Raw genomic sequence first — 13738 nt, 5'->3', positions numbered from 1 at the left:
TTATCGGGATCCTGGGACTTCGCCGTGGTCGAGTTGTGGGAGCATCGTCTGCATGACGTCACCGGGGCCCGCACTGTCGTATGTCGAACTGCTCGATGCTGTTGCCGAATCACACCGGACGGTGGAGGCCGCGCTGGCGGGGTTGACCGACGATCAGGCGCGGGGGCCGTCGCTGCTGCCGGGGTGGAGCCGGGGGCATGTCGTCACGCACCTCGCGAGGAACGCCGATGCGCTCCACCGATTCGCCGTCGGGGTGCTCACCGGCGAGGCCGCGCCCGAGATGTACCCGGGCGGTCCGGCCGCACGGGCCGCGGCGATCGAGGAGGGGGCCGGGCGTCCGGCGGAACTACTGGTGGCCGATTTCCGCTTCGCGGGCCGGCGGGTGATCGAGTCGCTGCGCGGGATCACCGAAGATCTGTACGAGACGCCGGTGAACTGGCGTCAGCGGGTGCCGGCGCGTCAGGTGCCGGTGCTGCGATGGCGTGAACTCGAGATCCACCACGTGGACCTCGGCCTCGACTACACGGCGGCCGACTGGCCGGAACTTTTCGTGGAGCACACCTTGGAATCGGAGCTACCCGCGCTGGCCGTCCGATACCCGGAGGTCCGGGCGCCGGAACTTCCGCGCACCGAACTGCTGGCCTGGGTCGTCGGACGCCCCACGCGGGAGGGCCTGCCGCCCGTCCCCGCGTGGCCGTTCTGACCGTCAGGCGTATTCGACGCTCTCGAACGTGTCGACGTCGTCGAGCGCGTCCCAGATGATCGCGTAGCGCTTGTGGGTCATCTCGTCGGCATCGACGAGGAGCGCGTCGAACAGGGACTTCGGGTTCTCCTGCCACTGCTGAACCAGGGCCGCGACCGCCTGCGGCGTGAACAGACCGGACCGCGCTGCCGCCTCGATCCACTCGTCGAAGTCGCCGCCGTGAATCCGCTCGACCGCGTCGCGATCGACCTCGCCGTCACCGAGATCGAGAGTGAACATCGTCGCGAAGACGTCGCCGTCGACCGCGACGACGGTGTCGCTGTGCATACGCTGTTCGGTGTTCATCGTGGGGATACCTCCTGGGAGTCAGCTCGCTGGAGCCGACTCGCGTTTGCGATCTCTGCTGATGAGAAGAACTGTAGGGCGACTGATTGTGAGCAGCTTAAAGCCTTTCTGCGAGATCAATCTGTGATGTATCTCACGCAGGTTTCTCCGCTGTCAGCGCACCCTCAGCACGACTTCTGTAGGGTGCGCGTCACGCGGCGTCTCCACCGCAGTACGCACGGCTTTTGCGACGGTCGACGGCTGCAGGTACTTCTCCGGCCGGTACTCGTCGCCCTCGCCGGCCACGATGGCACGCTGCATATCGGTGTCGATCCGACCGGGGTGAACAGATGTGACGCGCAGTAACGGCTCCTCGAGCCGCAGCGCGTCCCCGAACGCCCGGAGCGCGAATTTGCTCGCCGCATACGACGCCCAGCCGGCGTTCGCGCGGATGCCGGCACCCGAGTTGATGAGCACCACGTGGCCGCCTGCGGCGCGCAGAGCGGGCAGCAGCAGTCGCGTCAGTTCGGCCACCGCGATCACGTTCGCCTCGAGCGTGTGCCGCCACTGTTCGACGGTCGACTCCGCGACGGTCGCGAGGTCGGCGACGCCGGCGTTGTGGACGAGGACGTCGAGCCGGTCGATCGGTGCGCACGCCGCCGCCACCGCGTCGTAATCGGTCAGCTCGGCCGGCCAGGGTTTCGCGCCCGGCAGCTCGGCGAGGATGCCGGTCAGCGACCCGGCCGACCGGGCGCCGAGCAGGAGGTCGTGGGTCGGTGCGAGTTCGCGGGCGATGGCGGCTCCGAGGCCTCGGCTGGCGCCGGTGATCAGGGCTGTGGGCATGCGGAAGAGGCTATCGCCCTGTGAGTACTTGTTAACCGCCGGCGGTTAACAAGTACTCACAGGGCGGACCAGTGATGCCACCTCAGGTCGCGGATCGCGATCACCGGCCCGTCCGGGCGGCGGTCGACGTATTGCGGATACTTCGCGGCGAGGACGTCGAGCGCGGCGGCGCCCTCGTCGGAGTCCGGGTCGAGGATCCGGGCCCGGCCGTCGACCCGCACCCACCACAGGTGGTCCCAGTTCTCGTCGTAGTGATCCACCAGCAGGGTGACGGCGGGGTTGCCGGAGATGTTCTTCAGGCGCCGCAAGGCCGTGGTGCGTTTGGGTTTGTGATCGACGCAGGAATAGATGGCGTCGGAGTCGAGCGCGAAGACGAGCGGGACGAGGTGCGGCACCCCGTCCGCCCCGACCGTGGCGAGCCGGGCGACGCGGGCGGCCGCGAATCGTGCGACGGCGTCCATCACGGTTCCATCAGGTAGTCGCCGCTCACCGGTTCGGGGAGCGCGGGGATGCCCAGCGGGCGCTTGAAGTACGCCCACGGGAACCACAGCGTCCCGACCTTCTGCCAGCCGTCGGCCTCGAGTTTCTCGCGGCTCGCGAGCGCCGACGCCCGGGTGTGCTCCCACTGTTCGTCGGACTTGCGGACGGTGTGGAACAGGGTGCCGAATCCGACGGAGTGCCAGCCGTACGAGCCGGCGCGGTTGAGGATGCGCATCTCGTTGAACGCGGTCAGTGGGGTGAGCCGGCGGGTGCGGCCGTCCGGGTCCGGGTCGGGGGCGTCGCCGATCCGTTTGCCGAAGCGTTGTTGCGCCGCCTGCCGCGACATGCCGAGGGCGGCGCCGACCGTGTCCCAGCTGTGGCCGGCGGAGCGTGCGGCGGAGATCGCGGAGACCAGCAGTTCGTCGACCGAGTCCCGCGCCTGCGACGTGAGCCGGACGAGGGCCAGGTAGGCGGCGGGGTCGTGATCGAGCCCCGGGTCGATCCGGGGGTCCGCCTTGGCGATCGCGTCCGACAGCAGCTGGGTGAGCGCGGCATCCGACATCTGTCAAGTATTGGTTGACAGGATGTGCTCTGTCAACAAAAAGTTGACTAGCTGGTGACGAGGGTGATGCCGAGGGCGAGCATCAGCGCGGCGATCCCGGCGTCGAGCACGCGCCACGCGTTCGGGCGGGCGAACACGCGATGCAGGAACTGGGCGCCGTAGCCGAGTGCGAGGAACCAGGTGACACTCGCGGTGGCGGCGCCGAGACCGAACAGCCACCGCCCCGAATCGCCCTGGTTGTTGGCCACCGAGCCGAGCATCAGCACCGTGTCGAGGTAGACGTGCGGGTTGAGCCACGTGAGCGCGAGGCAGGTGAGGATCGACGTCGCGAGGGTCGCCGATCCGACTTCCATCGTGGCGTCCAGCGTTCCGGGGCGCAGAGCGCGACGGGCGGCGAGCACGGCATAGGAGACGAGGAATGCCGCTCCCGCCCAGCGGATCACGGTGACGGCGGCGGGAGCGTGGGCGAGTACGGCCCCGATTCCGCTGATCCCGACGGCGATGAGTGCGACGTCGGACACCGCGCACAGCACGACCACCGGCAGGACGTGCCTGCGGACGATCCCCTGTCGCAGGACGAACGCATTCTGCGCGCCGATCGCGACGATCAGCGACAGGCCGGTGCCGAAGCCGGCCGCCGCCGTGAGCAGGGCAGGGGTGAGGTGCATGGGAACCACGCTACGAACCCCACCGTCATCAATCCAGCTAATTATCCTTCATTGCCATTAGCATCGCTTCATATGGATCTGGACCTGTCCGCTCTCCGCACCTTCGCCGCCGTGATCGACGAAGGCACCTTCGACGCCGCGGCCCGGGTACTGCACATCACGCCGTCCGCGGTGAGCCAGCGGATCAAGGCGCTCGAGCAGCAGGTGGGACGCGTCCTGGTGCAGCGGGCCAAGCCGGTCCGGGCCACCGACTCCGGGCACGTCGTGCTCACGCTCGCCCGCCAGATGGCGCACCTCGAGCGTGAGGCCATGTCTTCGCTCAATCCCGAACAGGCGGCGACGAGCACGCTGCCGCTCGTCGTCAACGCGGATTCGCTGTCCACGTGGATGATTCCGGCTCTCGCCCGGCTGGCGCCGGAGTACCGGGCGCTGTTCCACCTGCACCGGGAGGACGAATTCCACTCGACCACCCTGCTGCGGGAGGGCACGGTGATGGCCGCCGTGACGTCCGTTCCGGAGGCGGTGCAGGGCTGCACCGTCGAGAAGCTGGGGTCGATGCGGTACCGCGCGCTGTGCAGCCGCGACTACGCCGAACGCTGGCTTCCCGACGGCCCGACCGCGGACGCCCTCGCGGTGGCACCGATGCTCGACTTCGATCGCAAGGACGAACTGCAGGCCCGGTTCCTGCGCGGATTCACCCGGCGCCGGTTGCAGCCGCCGCGACATTTCGTGCCCGGGTCCTCGGCGTTCTCCGACGCCGTCCGCTACGGACTGGGCTGGGGACTGCTGCCGGAATTGCACACCGGCGACGACCACCGGCTCGTGGAACTCGACCCGTCCCGTCCGATCGACGTTCCGCTGTACTGGCAGCGGTGGAAGCTGGATTCGCCCATTCTCGCGGCGCTCACGACCGCGGTCCGGGACGGGGCGCGCGAAGCGTTGCGGTGACGTCCGGGTGGGCGCAACACTGGAGTCATGGACGCCGACAGCCCGATGGACCCGGTGCAGGCCCTGCGAGAGACAGCGTTCTGGCTCGAACGGTCGCGGGCGGAGACGCACCGCGTGAAGGCGTACCGGCGGGCGGCCGACGTGGTCGCCGAACTGTCCGACGAGCAGCGGGACGTCCGCGGGCGTACCGACAGCTGGAAGGACCTGCCGGGCATCGGGCCGAAGACGGCGACGGTGATCCGGGAGGCGCTCGACGGGGTGCCCGTCTATCTGGCGGAACTGCGAGAGAATGCGGAGCCGATCGGCGGCGGCGCGTTGCGTCAGGCGCTCAAGGGCGATCTGCACACCCATTCGGACTGGTCCGACGGCGGCAGCCCGATCGACGAGATGATGCGCAGCGCGGCCCTCATCGGCCACGAATATTGCGCTCTGACAGACCATTCCCCACGGTTGACCGTCGCGAACGGGCTGTCGGCGGAGCGGCTGCGGTCTCAGCTGGAGGTGATCGCCGAGCTGAACGAGGAACTCGCGCCGTTCCGCATCCTCACCGGCATCGAGGTCGACATCCTCGAGGACGGTTCGCTCGATCAGGATCCGGACCTGCTCGACGAACTCGACATCGTCGTCGCCAGCGTGCACTCCAAGTTGCGGGCGGAGCGCGGGGCGATGACCCGGCGGATGGTCAGAGCCGTCGAGAATCCGCTGGTGGACGTGCTGGGTCACTGCACGGGCCGGCTCGTCGAGGGCGGGCGCGGGACCAGGCCGGAGTCGACGTTCGACGCCGAGCAGGTGTTCACGGCCTGCCGCGACCACGGCACCGCCGTCGAGATCAACAGCCGTCCCGAGCGCCGCGACCCCCCGAGCCGGCTCATCGATCTGGCCATGGACCTGGGGTGTCTGTTCTCCATCGACACCGACGCGCACGCCCCGGGTCAACTCGCCTGGCAGGGTTACGGATGCGAGCGCGCGATGCGGTGCGGGGTCGACGCCGACCGCGTCGTGAACACGTGGTCCGCCGACGACCTGCTGGAGTGGGCCAAGTGACGCCTGTGCGTGGCTAGCGAGTGCAGGGACTCGTCAACCACGCACGGGCCGAAGGCCCATCGTGAGCATCCCGCTCCCCGCCCCCGCGATTTCGCCTGCGGCGGGTGCTAATTCGGCTCGGGCGCGCTCCTGCAGATCGTGATCGCCGACGGCGGCCGCGGCGTGTTCGATCAGCGACCACAGCGCCTCGACGAGCAGATCGCGCGGCGGCTCGGGTGCCCGGCGCAGGGCGGCCGCCGCGTCGTCCGGGCGACCGTCCGCCAGCAGGAGGTGGGGCCGCGCCCACGGTTCGTACGGTCCCCACTCGGTGTCGGCGTCGAACGTCGCCGGCAGGCCCCGCGACACCCGCAGGCACAGCAGCGCCAGCGGGAGGATCCCGTGCTCGAGGCCGGGCATCCCGCTGCCGTCGAGGAGCTTCGCCGCCGCCCGGTAGCCGGCCTCGGCGTCCGCGTCGGACGCACCCGTCGCCGCCGCGCGCATCGCCCGGTACCACGTCGTGAACACGGCGACGAGCGGTCGCTCGTGCCGCTCGGCCAGGTCGTCCGCGGCGGCGGCGTGCTCGTCGGCGCCGGCGAAGTCGCCGAGCGCCCCGAGCGCCTGCAGCCGAACGAGATGCCCGAGTACCTCGAAGTTCACGAACCCGTGTCGCACCGACAGTGTGATCAGTTCCCGGCCGATCGCGTCCCGCTCGGGAGCGAGGCCCGAGCGGTGGAACGTGTGCATGAAGACGCCGTTCAGCGCGGATGCGAGCAGCGCCGGGTCGTCGAGTGCGCGGGCGATCGCCTCGGACTCCCGGGCGGCCCGCAACCCGCGGTCGCCCGGTGTCCCGCGGGACTCCAGGGCGATCGTGGCCAGCAACCGAGCACGGGCAGTGTCGTGGACGCCGGGCGACAGCCGCGCGAGGGTGCGTTCGGCCGCGGCGACGATCAGCGCCGCCTGCTCCGGGTCGTCGGATCGGGTCCAGATGCCGGGAACGTCGTAGGCCCCGATCACGCGGGCGGTCAGCTCTGGGTCACCCAGTCGTTCGGCGGCGACGATCGTCGCGAGCCGTTGCTCCCGGGCCGCCGCGAGACCGCTGCCGCCGGCCACGGCGAGGCTGCGCAGCAGCCCGACCGTCGATTCGAGTCGCGCCCGGGCACCGGACGCCACCGTGCGGTCGTAGGCGGCGGCCGCGCGCTCCCACATCCGGTCGGGGTCGAGTTCGAGGCGGTCGTCGCGGCGCAGGATGTCGGTTTCGAGGGACGTCAGCTGCGGGCTCGGGTCGATTCCGAGTTCTTCGGCGAGCAGCTCCCGCGCCCGGCGCAACACGGCCAGTGCCTCACCCTGGCGGCCGCAGCGGTAGAGGGCGAGGGCCAGCAGCCGCCACGCCCCTTCCCGCCAAGGGTGTTCGGCCACAAAGGCATCGAGGTCCGGTACGGCCTCGGCGGCGAGCCCGACGGCCAGCCGGGCCTCCGCCCGCCGCTCCACCGCGGACAGTCGCAACTCCTCGAGCCGCGTCCTGTCGGCGTGGGCCCACGACTCCCCGGCGAACTCCGCGTACGACGGGCCGCGCCACCACCCCAGCGCTTCCTCCAACAGCTCGAGTGCCCGCCCCGGTGCGGCGGTCGCGGCCTCGGCGACCGTGTGCTCGAACCGCCATGCGTCCACGGACTCCGGGCCGGCCCGGAGCGCGTACCCGGGACCGTCGGTGACGAGCAGCCTCGCGGCGGTACGGGCCGCGCGCTGCGGCTCGAGGGCACGCCGCAGCGCCGAGACGAACGTCCGGACCGCGCCCTTCGCTCCGGCGGGTGGGTCGACCCAGAGGTCGTCGACGATGACGCCGACCGGGACGACCCGTCCGCGGGCGACGATCAGGCGGGCGAGCACCGCCCGGTGACGTGGTCCCTTCAGCTCGACGGGGCCGCCCGTCTCGTCCCACGCGACCACCGGCCCGAGCACACCGAACGTAGGAGTCACTCCGCCACGGTATAGCGCTCATCGAATGCTCATCGACCGCCCCGAGACTGGACGAGAACCACCCCGAGCACGGAAGGCCACCACCTATGACCCCTGTCATCCCCGGATTCGACTACCAGCGCGTGACCGTCGCCGACGACGTGGACCTGCACGTCGCGGTCGGCGGTTCCGGCAGCCCGATCGTCCTGCTGCACGGCTTCCCGCAGACCCACCTCATGTGGCGGCACGTCGCCACCGACCTGGCCGCCGACCACACCGTCATCTGCCCGGACCTGCGCGGCTACGGCGCCAGCGGCAAACCTGCCGAGACGGACGGCACCGTCTATTCGAAGCGGACGATGGCCGCCGACGTCGTCGCGCTCGCGAAGGAACTGGGCCACGACCGGTTCGCGCTGGCCGGGCACGACCGCGGCGCGCTGGTCGCCATCCGCGCCGGACTCGACCACCCCGATGCGATCAGCCATCTCGCATCGCTCGACGTGCTGCCCACGTTGGACATGTGGGACATCCTGCACGGAGTAGACGCCGCGGTCGCGTTCCACCTCTACCTGATGGCGCAGCCACCCGGACTGCCGGAGCAGATGATCGGCGCGAGCGCCGACGCGTTCTTCGGCCACTTCCTCGACGCCTGGACCGCTGATCCCGACGCGATGCCCGCCGACGTGCGTGCCGAGTACCTCCGGGCGTCCCGTGACGCCGTGCCGTCCATCGTCGCCGACTACCGGGCGTCGGCGGGCATCGACGTCGAGCACGACCGGGCGGACCGGGCTGCCGGGAACCACCTGCGGATGCCCGTCACCGTCGTCCAGCAGGACTGGGGCAGCGTGCTCGGCTACGACGCCGCGGGCCTCTGGCGGGCCTGGGCACCCGACCTGGTGCACGACACCCTCGCCGCGGGTCACTTCATGGCGGAGGAAGCGCCCGGGGACATCGTCGACGCACTGCGTGCGCTTCTGAAGAGGTAGACGCCGAAACAGGTTGTACAGCAACATCATAGATGCAGTGAGCGTGGCGGCGTAGAATCGCCGGGGAGCCTGGTCGGTCGTCATGTCCGACACTTCGGCACGATCGGGAGGTATTCATGCGCACCGACGGTGATTCCTGGGACATTGTCAGCAGCGTGGGGCTCACGGCCCTGGGGGTGGCGACGTTCCGGGCGCTGGAAACCGGCCGTCCCGATGCCCTGATCCGCGACGACTACGCGCCGTGGTTCGTGGAGGCGGCGGGCGAACCGCATTTCACCGGGCTGCTGGCCGACCCGTCCTCGCTGGGAGACACACCGTTCTCCGGTTTCATGGGGTTCCGGACGCGGTTCTTCGACGAATTCTTCCTGACGGCCGCGGCGGACGGAGTGTCGCAGGCGGTGATCCTCGCAGCCGGGTTGGATGCGCGGGCGTATCGCCTCGACTGGCCGGCGGGCACGACGGTGTTCGAGGTCGATCAGCCGAAGGTGCTGGAGTTCAAGGGGGAAGTGCTGTCCGAGCACGGTGCGCGGCCGAAGGCCGATCGCCGCGCGGTGCCGGTCGATCTCCGGGACGATTGGCCGGCCGCCCTCGACGCCGCAGGCCTCGACCGCGGCAAGCCCACCGCGTGGTCGGCCGAGGGACTGCTGGCGTACCTGCCGGGCGCGGCACACGACGCGCTGTTCGAGCGGATCGACGAACTGTCGAGCCCGGGTAGCCACATCGCTGTGGACAACTTCGCGCCGGGCGCCGACGCGAAGCGTTTCGACGAGATCAGGAAGAAATACTTCGACAAGGACCCGTTCGGCGACCTCGACATCACCCAGTTGTTCTACGGCGACGAGCGCGCCGACCCGGAGCACTGGCTGACCGAGCACGGCTGGTCGGTGCGGAGTTATTCTCCGTTCGCGCTGGCCGAGTCGTACGGCAGGCCCGCGCCCGAACTCCCGGAGGAACTCGCGGACCTGGCCGACCGCGCGACCTACCTGACGGCAGTGAAGACCGGCGGCTGAGTCAGCCCCGCTCGGCGGCGAGTTCCTCGAACAGCGTCGGGTCGTGGGCGGAGAAGACCCGGACCCGCGGGGCCACCTGATTGTTCAGTTCCCGCAGCCGGCGGTGATTGTCGCGGATCTTCGAACGGTCCACCGCGATCAGCTCTTCCATCACCCGCAGTGCGCGACCGGTGGTTCCCGGCGGCACCTGCCCGGGGGCGGCGACGGTGCTGCGGTGGTAGAACGCGTCGCCCGCGTGCAGCAGCCAACCGCGGTCGCCGGTGTCGACGGCCACCGCCGCGTGACCGCGGGTGTGCCCGGGCATCGGGACGAGCACGATGCGGTCGCCGACCCCGTCGATCGGGTGGGCGCCGGAGAAACCGAGCACGGATTCGCCCGGCCCCGAATAGGTGTGCGTCCTCGGCCGCGGGGTGAGCTGGGCGGGGCGGTACCGCACCTTCTCCCGGAACGACGAACGTCCCTCCGACGCAGCCTCTTCCGCGGCGGTGGTGTGCAGGGTGGCATTCGGGAAGTCGGCGACCCCGCCGATATGGTCGAAGTCGAGGTGCGTCGCGACGATGTGGGTCACGTCCGAGGGATCCAGCCCCAGCTTGCCGAGTTGGCGGACCGCCGTCTCCGACTCGCGGAACCGGGCGCCGATCAGCTTCGCGTACTTGCCGACGCGACCGATGGGGTCGGCGACATCCGCCAGTCCGAAACCGGAGTCGACGAGCACGATGCCCGTGTCGGTTTCGCATGCCAGCACGTGGCACACCAACCGCCCGATGAGCGCCGAGGAGAACGAGCCGCAATTGAGGTGGTGTACCCGCATGGGCGTTCACGCTAGCCGAGTCGGCGTTCGCGGGCGCCCGATTACACCGCGACCGGGGACGACGCCTGCGCCCAGAACCGTTTCGGTATCCGCCCGGCGGTCCTGGCGCGACGTCCGGCCGTGACCGCCCCGGCCATCGCCGCCGCCATTAGCGGCGGGTCCGACGCCCGCGTCACCGCGGAGGCGAGGAGGACGGCGTCGCAGCCGAGTTCCATCGCCAGCGCCGCATCGCTCGCGGTGCCGATCCCGGCGTCGAGAATGACCGGGATGTCCGTGCGCGCGACGATCATCTCGATGTTGCGGGGATTGGAGATGCCGAGCCCGGTGCCGATCGGCGACCCGAGGGGCATCACGGCGGCGCACCCGGCATCGACCAGACGCTGCGCGAGCACCGGGTCGTCGTTGGTGTACGGCAGCACGACGAAGCCGTCGTCGACGAGTTGTTCTGCTGCCGACACGAGTTCGATCCCGTCGGGTAGGAGGGTGCGCTCGTCGGCGATCACCTCGAGCTTGATCCAGTTGGTGCCCAGTGCCTCCCGGGCCAGCTGTGCTGTCAGCACCGCCTCCGCGGCGCCGCGGCAGCCGGCGGTGTTCGGCAACAACGCGATGCCCAGCCGATCCAGCAGTTCGAGCAGACCGGTCCTCCCCACGGCATCCACCCGGCGCATCGCCACCGTGGTCAGTTCGGTGCCCGAGGCGATCAGCGCCTCTTCGAGAACGGCCAGGTTGGCCGCACCCCCGGTACCCATGACCAGCCGCGACGAGAAGTCCCGGCCCGCGATCGTGAGTGCGTCGGTGTGATTGCGCATAGGTACCTCTCCGATCGGGTTGAGTACCCGAACCCTACGGTCGAACCGTCCCCGACGTCAGAGCCACTTGTGTGCTGCGTCATAGGTCCAGATTGGACCCCTGCGCCGCCGTTCTTCTGGATCTTCTGGACCCGTACCAGATGCCGCAGAGTTGTCGGTCAGATGAGCTGAGTGGCACACGCAGCGACGTCACGATGGGAGCAGGCATGAACACGATGGTCGCCGGCAGGAACCGCACCGCGAGGTCGAGGGAGGAGCAGCGTTTGGCCGCGGAATTGGAGGATGCCCGGCGTCGCATCATCGAACTCATGGGGCAGCTCGCCGAAACAGTGCGCAGTCGTGACGCTTTGAGCGATCGGATGCAGGTGATGACGTGGAATGCCCGGTGGGGCCGCGAACCCGTTGGATTCGGCGGGCTCTGACCCCGGCGCTACAGCCACGTGGTCGGGCGGATCAGATTCGCGAGATCCACCAGCGTGTACCGGTGCCTGCGCTCGGGCGCCTTGCGGGCGAGGGCACGGAGCGCCGCCTCCGCCCCGGTGCGCAGACCGCGCTCGGTGAACGGCACACCGAGGATCCTCGTCGCCTCGGGGACACCGCCGGCATGCAACCAGTCCACGGCCACCCCGAGAACGAGCACGCGGGTCTGGAGCGCGCGTCGCTCGTCGTGGGCGAGCAGTTCGACGCGGCGGGCCGCCTCCTGCAGATCCCGTTCGCTCACCTCCGCGAGGGGCCGATCGTGGACGAGCATCAGCACACTCGTCAACCGCGCCTCGGCGTAGTGCCGGGACGTCGGCGGCACCTCGTCGAGCGCCTCCACCGCGTTGACCCGGTCGTCGCGGTGCTCGAGTTGCCGTGCCAGCCCGAACGCGGCACTGACCGCGCCGTGATCGGTGCGCCACACCGTGCGGTAGTACTTCTCGGCGGTCCCGCGCCACCGCCCGAGGTTCTCGGCGGCGCGGTATTCGCACCACATCTCGGACGTCGCCGCGAGCGCGAGTTTCGGGGCCTCCTCGCCCGGTAGCGCCGTCAGGACCGAATCGAAGCGGGTGAACGCCTCCTCGAAGTCGCCGCCCACCAGAGCGCACAGCCCGGTGTGCCAGTCGACGCGCCACGTGTCCTCGAGTTCGTGGTCGAGGGATTCGAGGATGGTGGTGGCATCACGCGGCTGCCCGAGGTCGAGGTGCGCGCGCACCTCGGCGAGCGGGATCTCGATGCTCGTGGACTCCACGCCCTCCTTCGCCGCCACCTCCTTCGCCCGGTGCAGCGAATCGAGGAGTTCCCGCGGTCTGCTGTGCACGACGGACAACAGCGGGGCGGCCGGATCGTCCGGGTCCACCAGCGGAATCGGCAGTGCCCGAACGATGCTCATCGCGCTGATGCGTTCGTCCCGGCGATGCCCGTCGACGTAGACGTCGGTGCGGCTGATCGTGAGGTCGGTCCCGAACGTCGTGCGCTGCGGGCTGAAACGGTGGGACAGTCCCGGCTGCGGGTTTCCGGTCCGCTGGGCCCGCACCTCTCGCAGAACACCCTGGAGCTGCGTCGACATCTCGTCGGCCGACGCGAAACGCTTGGCCGGGTCGGGGTGGATGGACCGGAGCAGCAGCCGCTGGTAGAACTCGTATTCCGCCAGCAGCGGCGACGCCTCCGGAGTCGGCAGGCCGTCGACGTAACAGCCCCCGGCGGTGGGCATGTCGAGGGTCAGGACGGCGAGCGTCCGCCCGACGGTGTAGATGTCCGAGGCGACGGTGGGCCCGGTGGTGGCGATCTCGGGGGCTTGGTAACCCTGTGTGCCGTAGATGTATCCGTGATCGCCGATCCTGGCGACCGCGCCCATGTCGATGAGCTTGAGCTGGTCGTAGTCGTCGCCGATCATGATGTTCTCGGGTTTGAGGTCGTTGTACACCAGCCCCATCGAGTGCAGGTATCCGAGCGCGGGCGTGACCTCGAGGAGGTAGCGGATGGCATGCTCCACCGGCAGCCTCGGTTTCGGGTCGTCGGGCGCCGCCTCCTCCTTCAGTTCGGTGAGCACGTCGCGCAGGGTCCGGCCCCGGACGTACTCCATGACGATGTAGCCGACGGGATTGCCGTCCATTCCGGGGTGTTCGACGAAGTTGTAGATCTTCACGATGCTCGGGTGCGTCACCTCGGCGAGGAACCGGCGCTCGGCGAGCGCCACTTCCTGGGCCTCGGGGTCGCCCGAATGCAGCAGGCCCTTGAGGACGACCCAGCGGTCGCTGACGTTGTGGTCGAGCGCGAGGTAGATCCAGCCGACGCCGCCGTGGGCGAGGCACCCGAGAACCTCGTACTGACCCGCCACCAACTCGCCCGCCTCCAGTTGGGGGGCGAACGAGAAAACGGTCCCGCAGTGCGTGCACACCCCCTCCGTGTCGCCCGGCCGGGCCGCGGTGGAGCGTCCGACCGGCCGCTTGCAGCGGTCGCAGTACCGTTTGTGCTCGGCGAGAACGGGATTGGTCAGGAGCATCGACAGGTCGGAGGTGTGCGCGGCGTCCGGCACCGTGCGGGACGAGGGGACTTCGTCCTCGTCGTCGTCCGCGAACGGATCGAACCGCACTCCGCGTGTGGATTCCGGTTCGTCCATCGGGGTTCGCCTG

At 69.9% G+C, this 13738-nt stretch carries 15 protein-coding genes; 6 read left to right on the top strand and 9 right to left on the bottom strand.

Features of this window, described 5'->3' with window-relative positions; genetic code table 11:
- Positions 1-52 precede the first annotated feature (52 nt).
- The gene (locus tag JWS14_RS19155; protein WP_095865392.1) at positions 53-703 is read left to right on the top strand and encodes a maleylpyruvate isomerase family mycothiol-dependent enzyme; all 651 of its coding nucleotides are present in this window, start codon (positions 53-55) and stop codon (positions 701-703) included.
- Between the two features lie 3 nt (positions 704-706).
- Here the strand turns inward: JWS14_RS19155 and JWS14_RS19150 are convergent, their stop codons facing one another.
- The 5 genes from JWS14_RS19150 to JWS14_RS19130 form a co-directional block, all read right to left on the bottom strand.
- Positions 707-1048, bottom strand: coding sequence for a hypothetical protein (locus JWS14_RS19150; protein WP_072942546.1), 342 nt, complete (start codon positions 1046-1048; stop codon positions 707-709).
- A gap of 153 nt (positions 1049-1201) precedes the next feature.
- Positions 1202-1870, bottom strand: coding sequence for an SDR family oxidoreductase (locus tag JWS14_RS19145; protein WP_206014101.1), 669 nt, complete (start codon positions 1868-1870; stop codon positions 1202-1204).
- 56 nt (positions 1871-1926) lie between these two features.
- On the bottom strand, positions 1927-2331 hold the full coding sequence (locus tag JWS14_RS19140) for a TIGR03668 family PPOX class F420-dependent oxidoreductase (protein WP_072942541.1): 405 nt from the start codon (positions 2329-2331) through the stop codon (positions 1927-1929).
- Complete coding sequence (locus JWS14_RS19135) at positions 2331-2912, bottom strand: hypothetical protein (RefSeq protein ID WP_206014100.1); 582 nt, start codon at positions 2910-2912, stop codon at positions 2331-2333. Before JWS14_RS19135 ends, JWS14_RS19140 begins: the two co-directional genes overlap by 1 nt.
- Positions 2913-2959: 47 nt before the next feature.
- Positions 2960-3580, bottom strand: coding sequence for a LysE/ArgO family amino acid transporter (locus JWS14_RS19130; protein WP_206014099.1), 621 nt, complete (start codon positions 3578-3580; stop codon positions 2960-2962).
- A 72-nt stretch (positions 3581-3652) separates the two neighbouring features.
- On the opposite strand from JWS14_RS19130, the gene JWS14_RS19125 reads away from it, so the two are divergent.
- A complete protein-coding gene (locus JWS14_RS19125) occupies positions 3653-4528 on the top strand; it encodes a LysR family transcriptional regulator ArgP (RefSeq protein ID WP_206014098.1) in 876 nt (291 codons plus the stop codon).
- 45 nt (positions 4529-4573) lie between these two features.
- Positions 4574-5572, top strand: a complete 999-nt coding sequence (locus JWS14_RS19120) for a PHP domain-containing protein (RefSeq protein WP_072942652.1) — start codon at positions 4574-4576, stop codon at positions 5570-5572.
- A gap of 33 nt (positions 5573-5605) precedes the next feature.
- On the opposite strand, the gene JWS14_RS19115 is transcribed toward JWS14_RS19120, so the two are convergent.
- Entirely contained in the window at positions 5606-7528 is a 1923-nt protein-coding gene (locus tag JWS14_RS19115) for an AfsR/SARP family transcriptional regulator (RefSeq protein WP_241031410.1), read from the bottom strand.
- Between the two features lie 86 nt (positions 7529-7614).
- Between JWS14_RS19115 and JWS14_RS19110 the strand changes: the two genes are divergently transcribed.
- Positions 7615-8493 carry an alpha/beta fold hydrolase gene (locus JWS14_RS19110; protein WP_206014097.1) on the top strand — a complete coding sequence of 293 codons (879 nt, stop codon included), beginning with the start codon at positions 7615-7617 and terminating at the stop codon, positions 8491-8493.
- A gap of 116 nt (positions 8494-8609) precedes the next feature.
- Positions 8610-9503, top strand: a complete 894-nt coding sequence (locus JWS14_RS19105) for a class I SAM-dependent methyltransferase (RefSeq protein ID WP_206014096.1) — start codon at positions 8610-8612, stop codon at positions 9501-9503.
- A 1-nt stretch (position 9504) separates the two neighbouring features.
- Here JWS14_RS19105 and JWS14_RS19100 read toward each other — a convergent pair whose 3' ends face one another.
- Positions 9505-10314 (bottom strand): MBL fold metallo-hydrolase, encoded by an 810-nt coding sequence (locus JWS14_RS19100; protein WP_206014095.1) that lies wholly within the window; start codon positions 10312-10314, stop codon positions 9505-9507.
- Between the two features lie 41 nt (positions 10315-10355).
- Positions 10356-11123 carry a thiazole synthase gene (gene thiG / locus JWS14_RS19095; RefSeq protein ID WP_072942526.1) on the bottom strand — a complete coding sequence of 256 codons (768 nt, stop codon included), beginning with the start codon at positions 11121-11123 and terminating at the stop codon, positions 10356-10358.
- Between the two features lie 206 nt (positions 11124-11329).
- On the opposite strand from thiG, the gene JWS14_RS19090 reads away from it, so the two are divergent.
- The gene (locus JWS14_RS19090; protein ID WP_206014094.1) at positions 11330-11545 is read left to right on the top strand and encodes a hypothetical protein; all 216 of its coding nucleotides are present in this window, start codon (positions 11330-11332) and stop codon (positions 11543-11545) included.
- A gap of 8 nt (positions 11546-11553) precedes the next feature.
- Here the strand turns inward: JWS14_RS19090 and JWS14_RS19085 are convergent, their stop codons facing one another.
- A complete protein-coding gene (locus JWS14_RS19085; RefSeq protein WP_206016108.1) occupies positions 11554-13725 on the bottom strand; it encodes a serine/threonine-protein kinase in 2172 nt (723 codons plus the stop codon).
- Positions 13726-13738: the final 13 nt, after the last annotated feature.

Origin of the sequence: Rhodococcus koreensis, assembly GCF_017068375.1 — a bacterium.
In the GTDB taxonomy this organism is placed as follows: domain Bacteria; phylum Actinomycetota; class Actinomycetes; order Mycobacteriales; family Mycobacteriaceae; genus Rhodococcus_F; species Rhodococcus_F koreensis.
This window is presented reverse-complemented; position numbering and strand designations above follow the sequence as displayed.

Bases quoted from the DNA above. Each gene is read 5' to 3' on its own strand.
- JWS14_RS19110 (WP_206014097.1), top strand. From the start codon at position 7,615: ATGACCCCTGTCATCCCCGGATTCGACTACCAGCGCGTGACCGTCGCC.
- JWS14_RS19090 (WP_206014094.1), top strand. From the start codon at position 11,330: ATGAACACGATGGTCGCCGGCAGGAACCGCACCGCGAGGTCGAGGGAG.
- JWS14_RS19135 (WP_206014100.1), bottom strand. From the start codon at position 2,912: ATGTCGGATGCCGCGCTCACCCAGCTGCTGTCGGACGCGATCGCCAAG.
- JWS14_RS19125 (WP_206014098.1), top strand. From the start codon at position 3,653: ATGGATCTGGACCTGTCCGCTCTCCGCACCTTCGCCGCCGTGATCGAC.
- JWS14_RS19130 (WP_206014099.1), bottom strand. From the start codon at position 3,580: ATGCACCTCACCCCTGCCCTGCTCACGGCGGCGGCCGGCTTCGGCACC.
- JWS14_RS19085 (WP_206016108.1), bottom strand. From the start codon at position 13,725: ATGGACGAACCGGAATCCACACGCGGAGTGCGGTTCGATCCGTTCGCG.
- thiG (WP_072942526.1), bottom strand. From the start codon at position 11,123: ATGCGCAATCACACCGACGCACTCACGATCGCGGGCCGGGACTTCTCG.
- JWS14_RS19120 (WP_072942652.1), top strand. From the start codon at position 4,574: ATGGACCCGGTGCAGGCCCTGCGAGAGACAGCGTTCTGGCTCGAACGG.
- JWS14_RS19105 (WP_206014096.1), top strand. From the start codon at position 8,610: ATGCGCACCGACGGTGATTCCTGGGACATTGTCAGCAGCGTGGGGCTC.
- JWS14_RS19140 (WP_072942541.1), bottom strand. From the start codon at position 2,331: ATGGACGCCGTCGCACGATTCGCGGCCGCCCGCGTCGCCCGGCTCGCC.
- JWS14_RS19155 (WP_095865392.1), top strand. From the start codon at position 53: ATGACGTCACCGGGGCCCGCACTGTCGTATGTCGAACTGCTCGATGCT.
- JWS14_RS19145 (WP_206014101.1), bottom strand. From the start codon at position 1,870: ATGCCCACAGCCCTGATCACCGGCGCCAGCCGAGGCCTCGGAGCCGCC.
- JWS14_RS19150 (WP_072942546.1), bottom strand. From the start codon at position 1,048: ATGAACACCGAACAGCGTATGCACAGCGACACCGTCGTCGCGGTCGAC.
- JWS14_RS19100 (WP_206014095.1), bottom strand. From the start codon at position 10,314: ATGCGGGTACACCACCTCAATTGCGGCTCGTTCTCCTCGGCGCTCATC.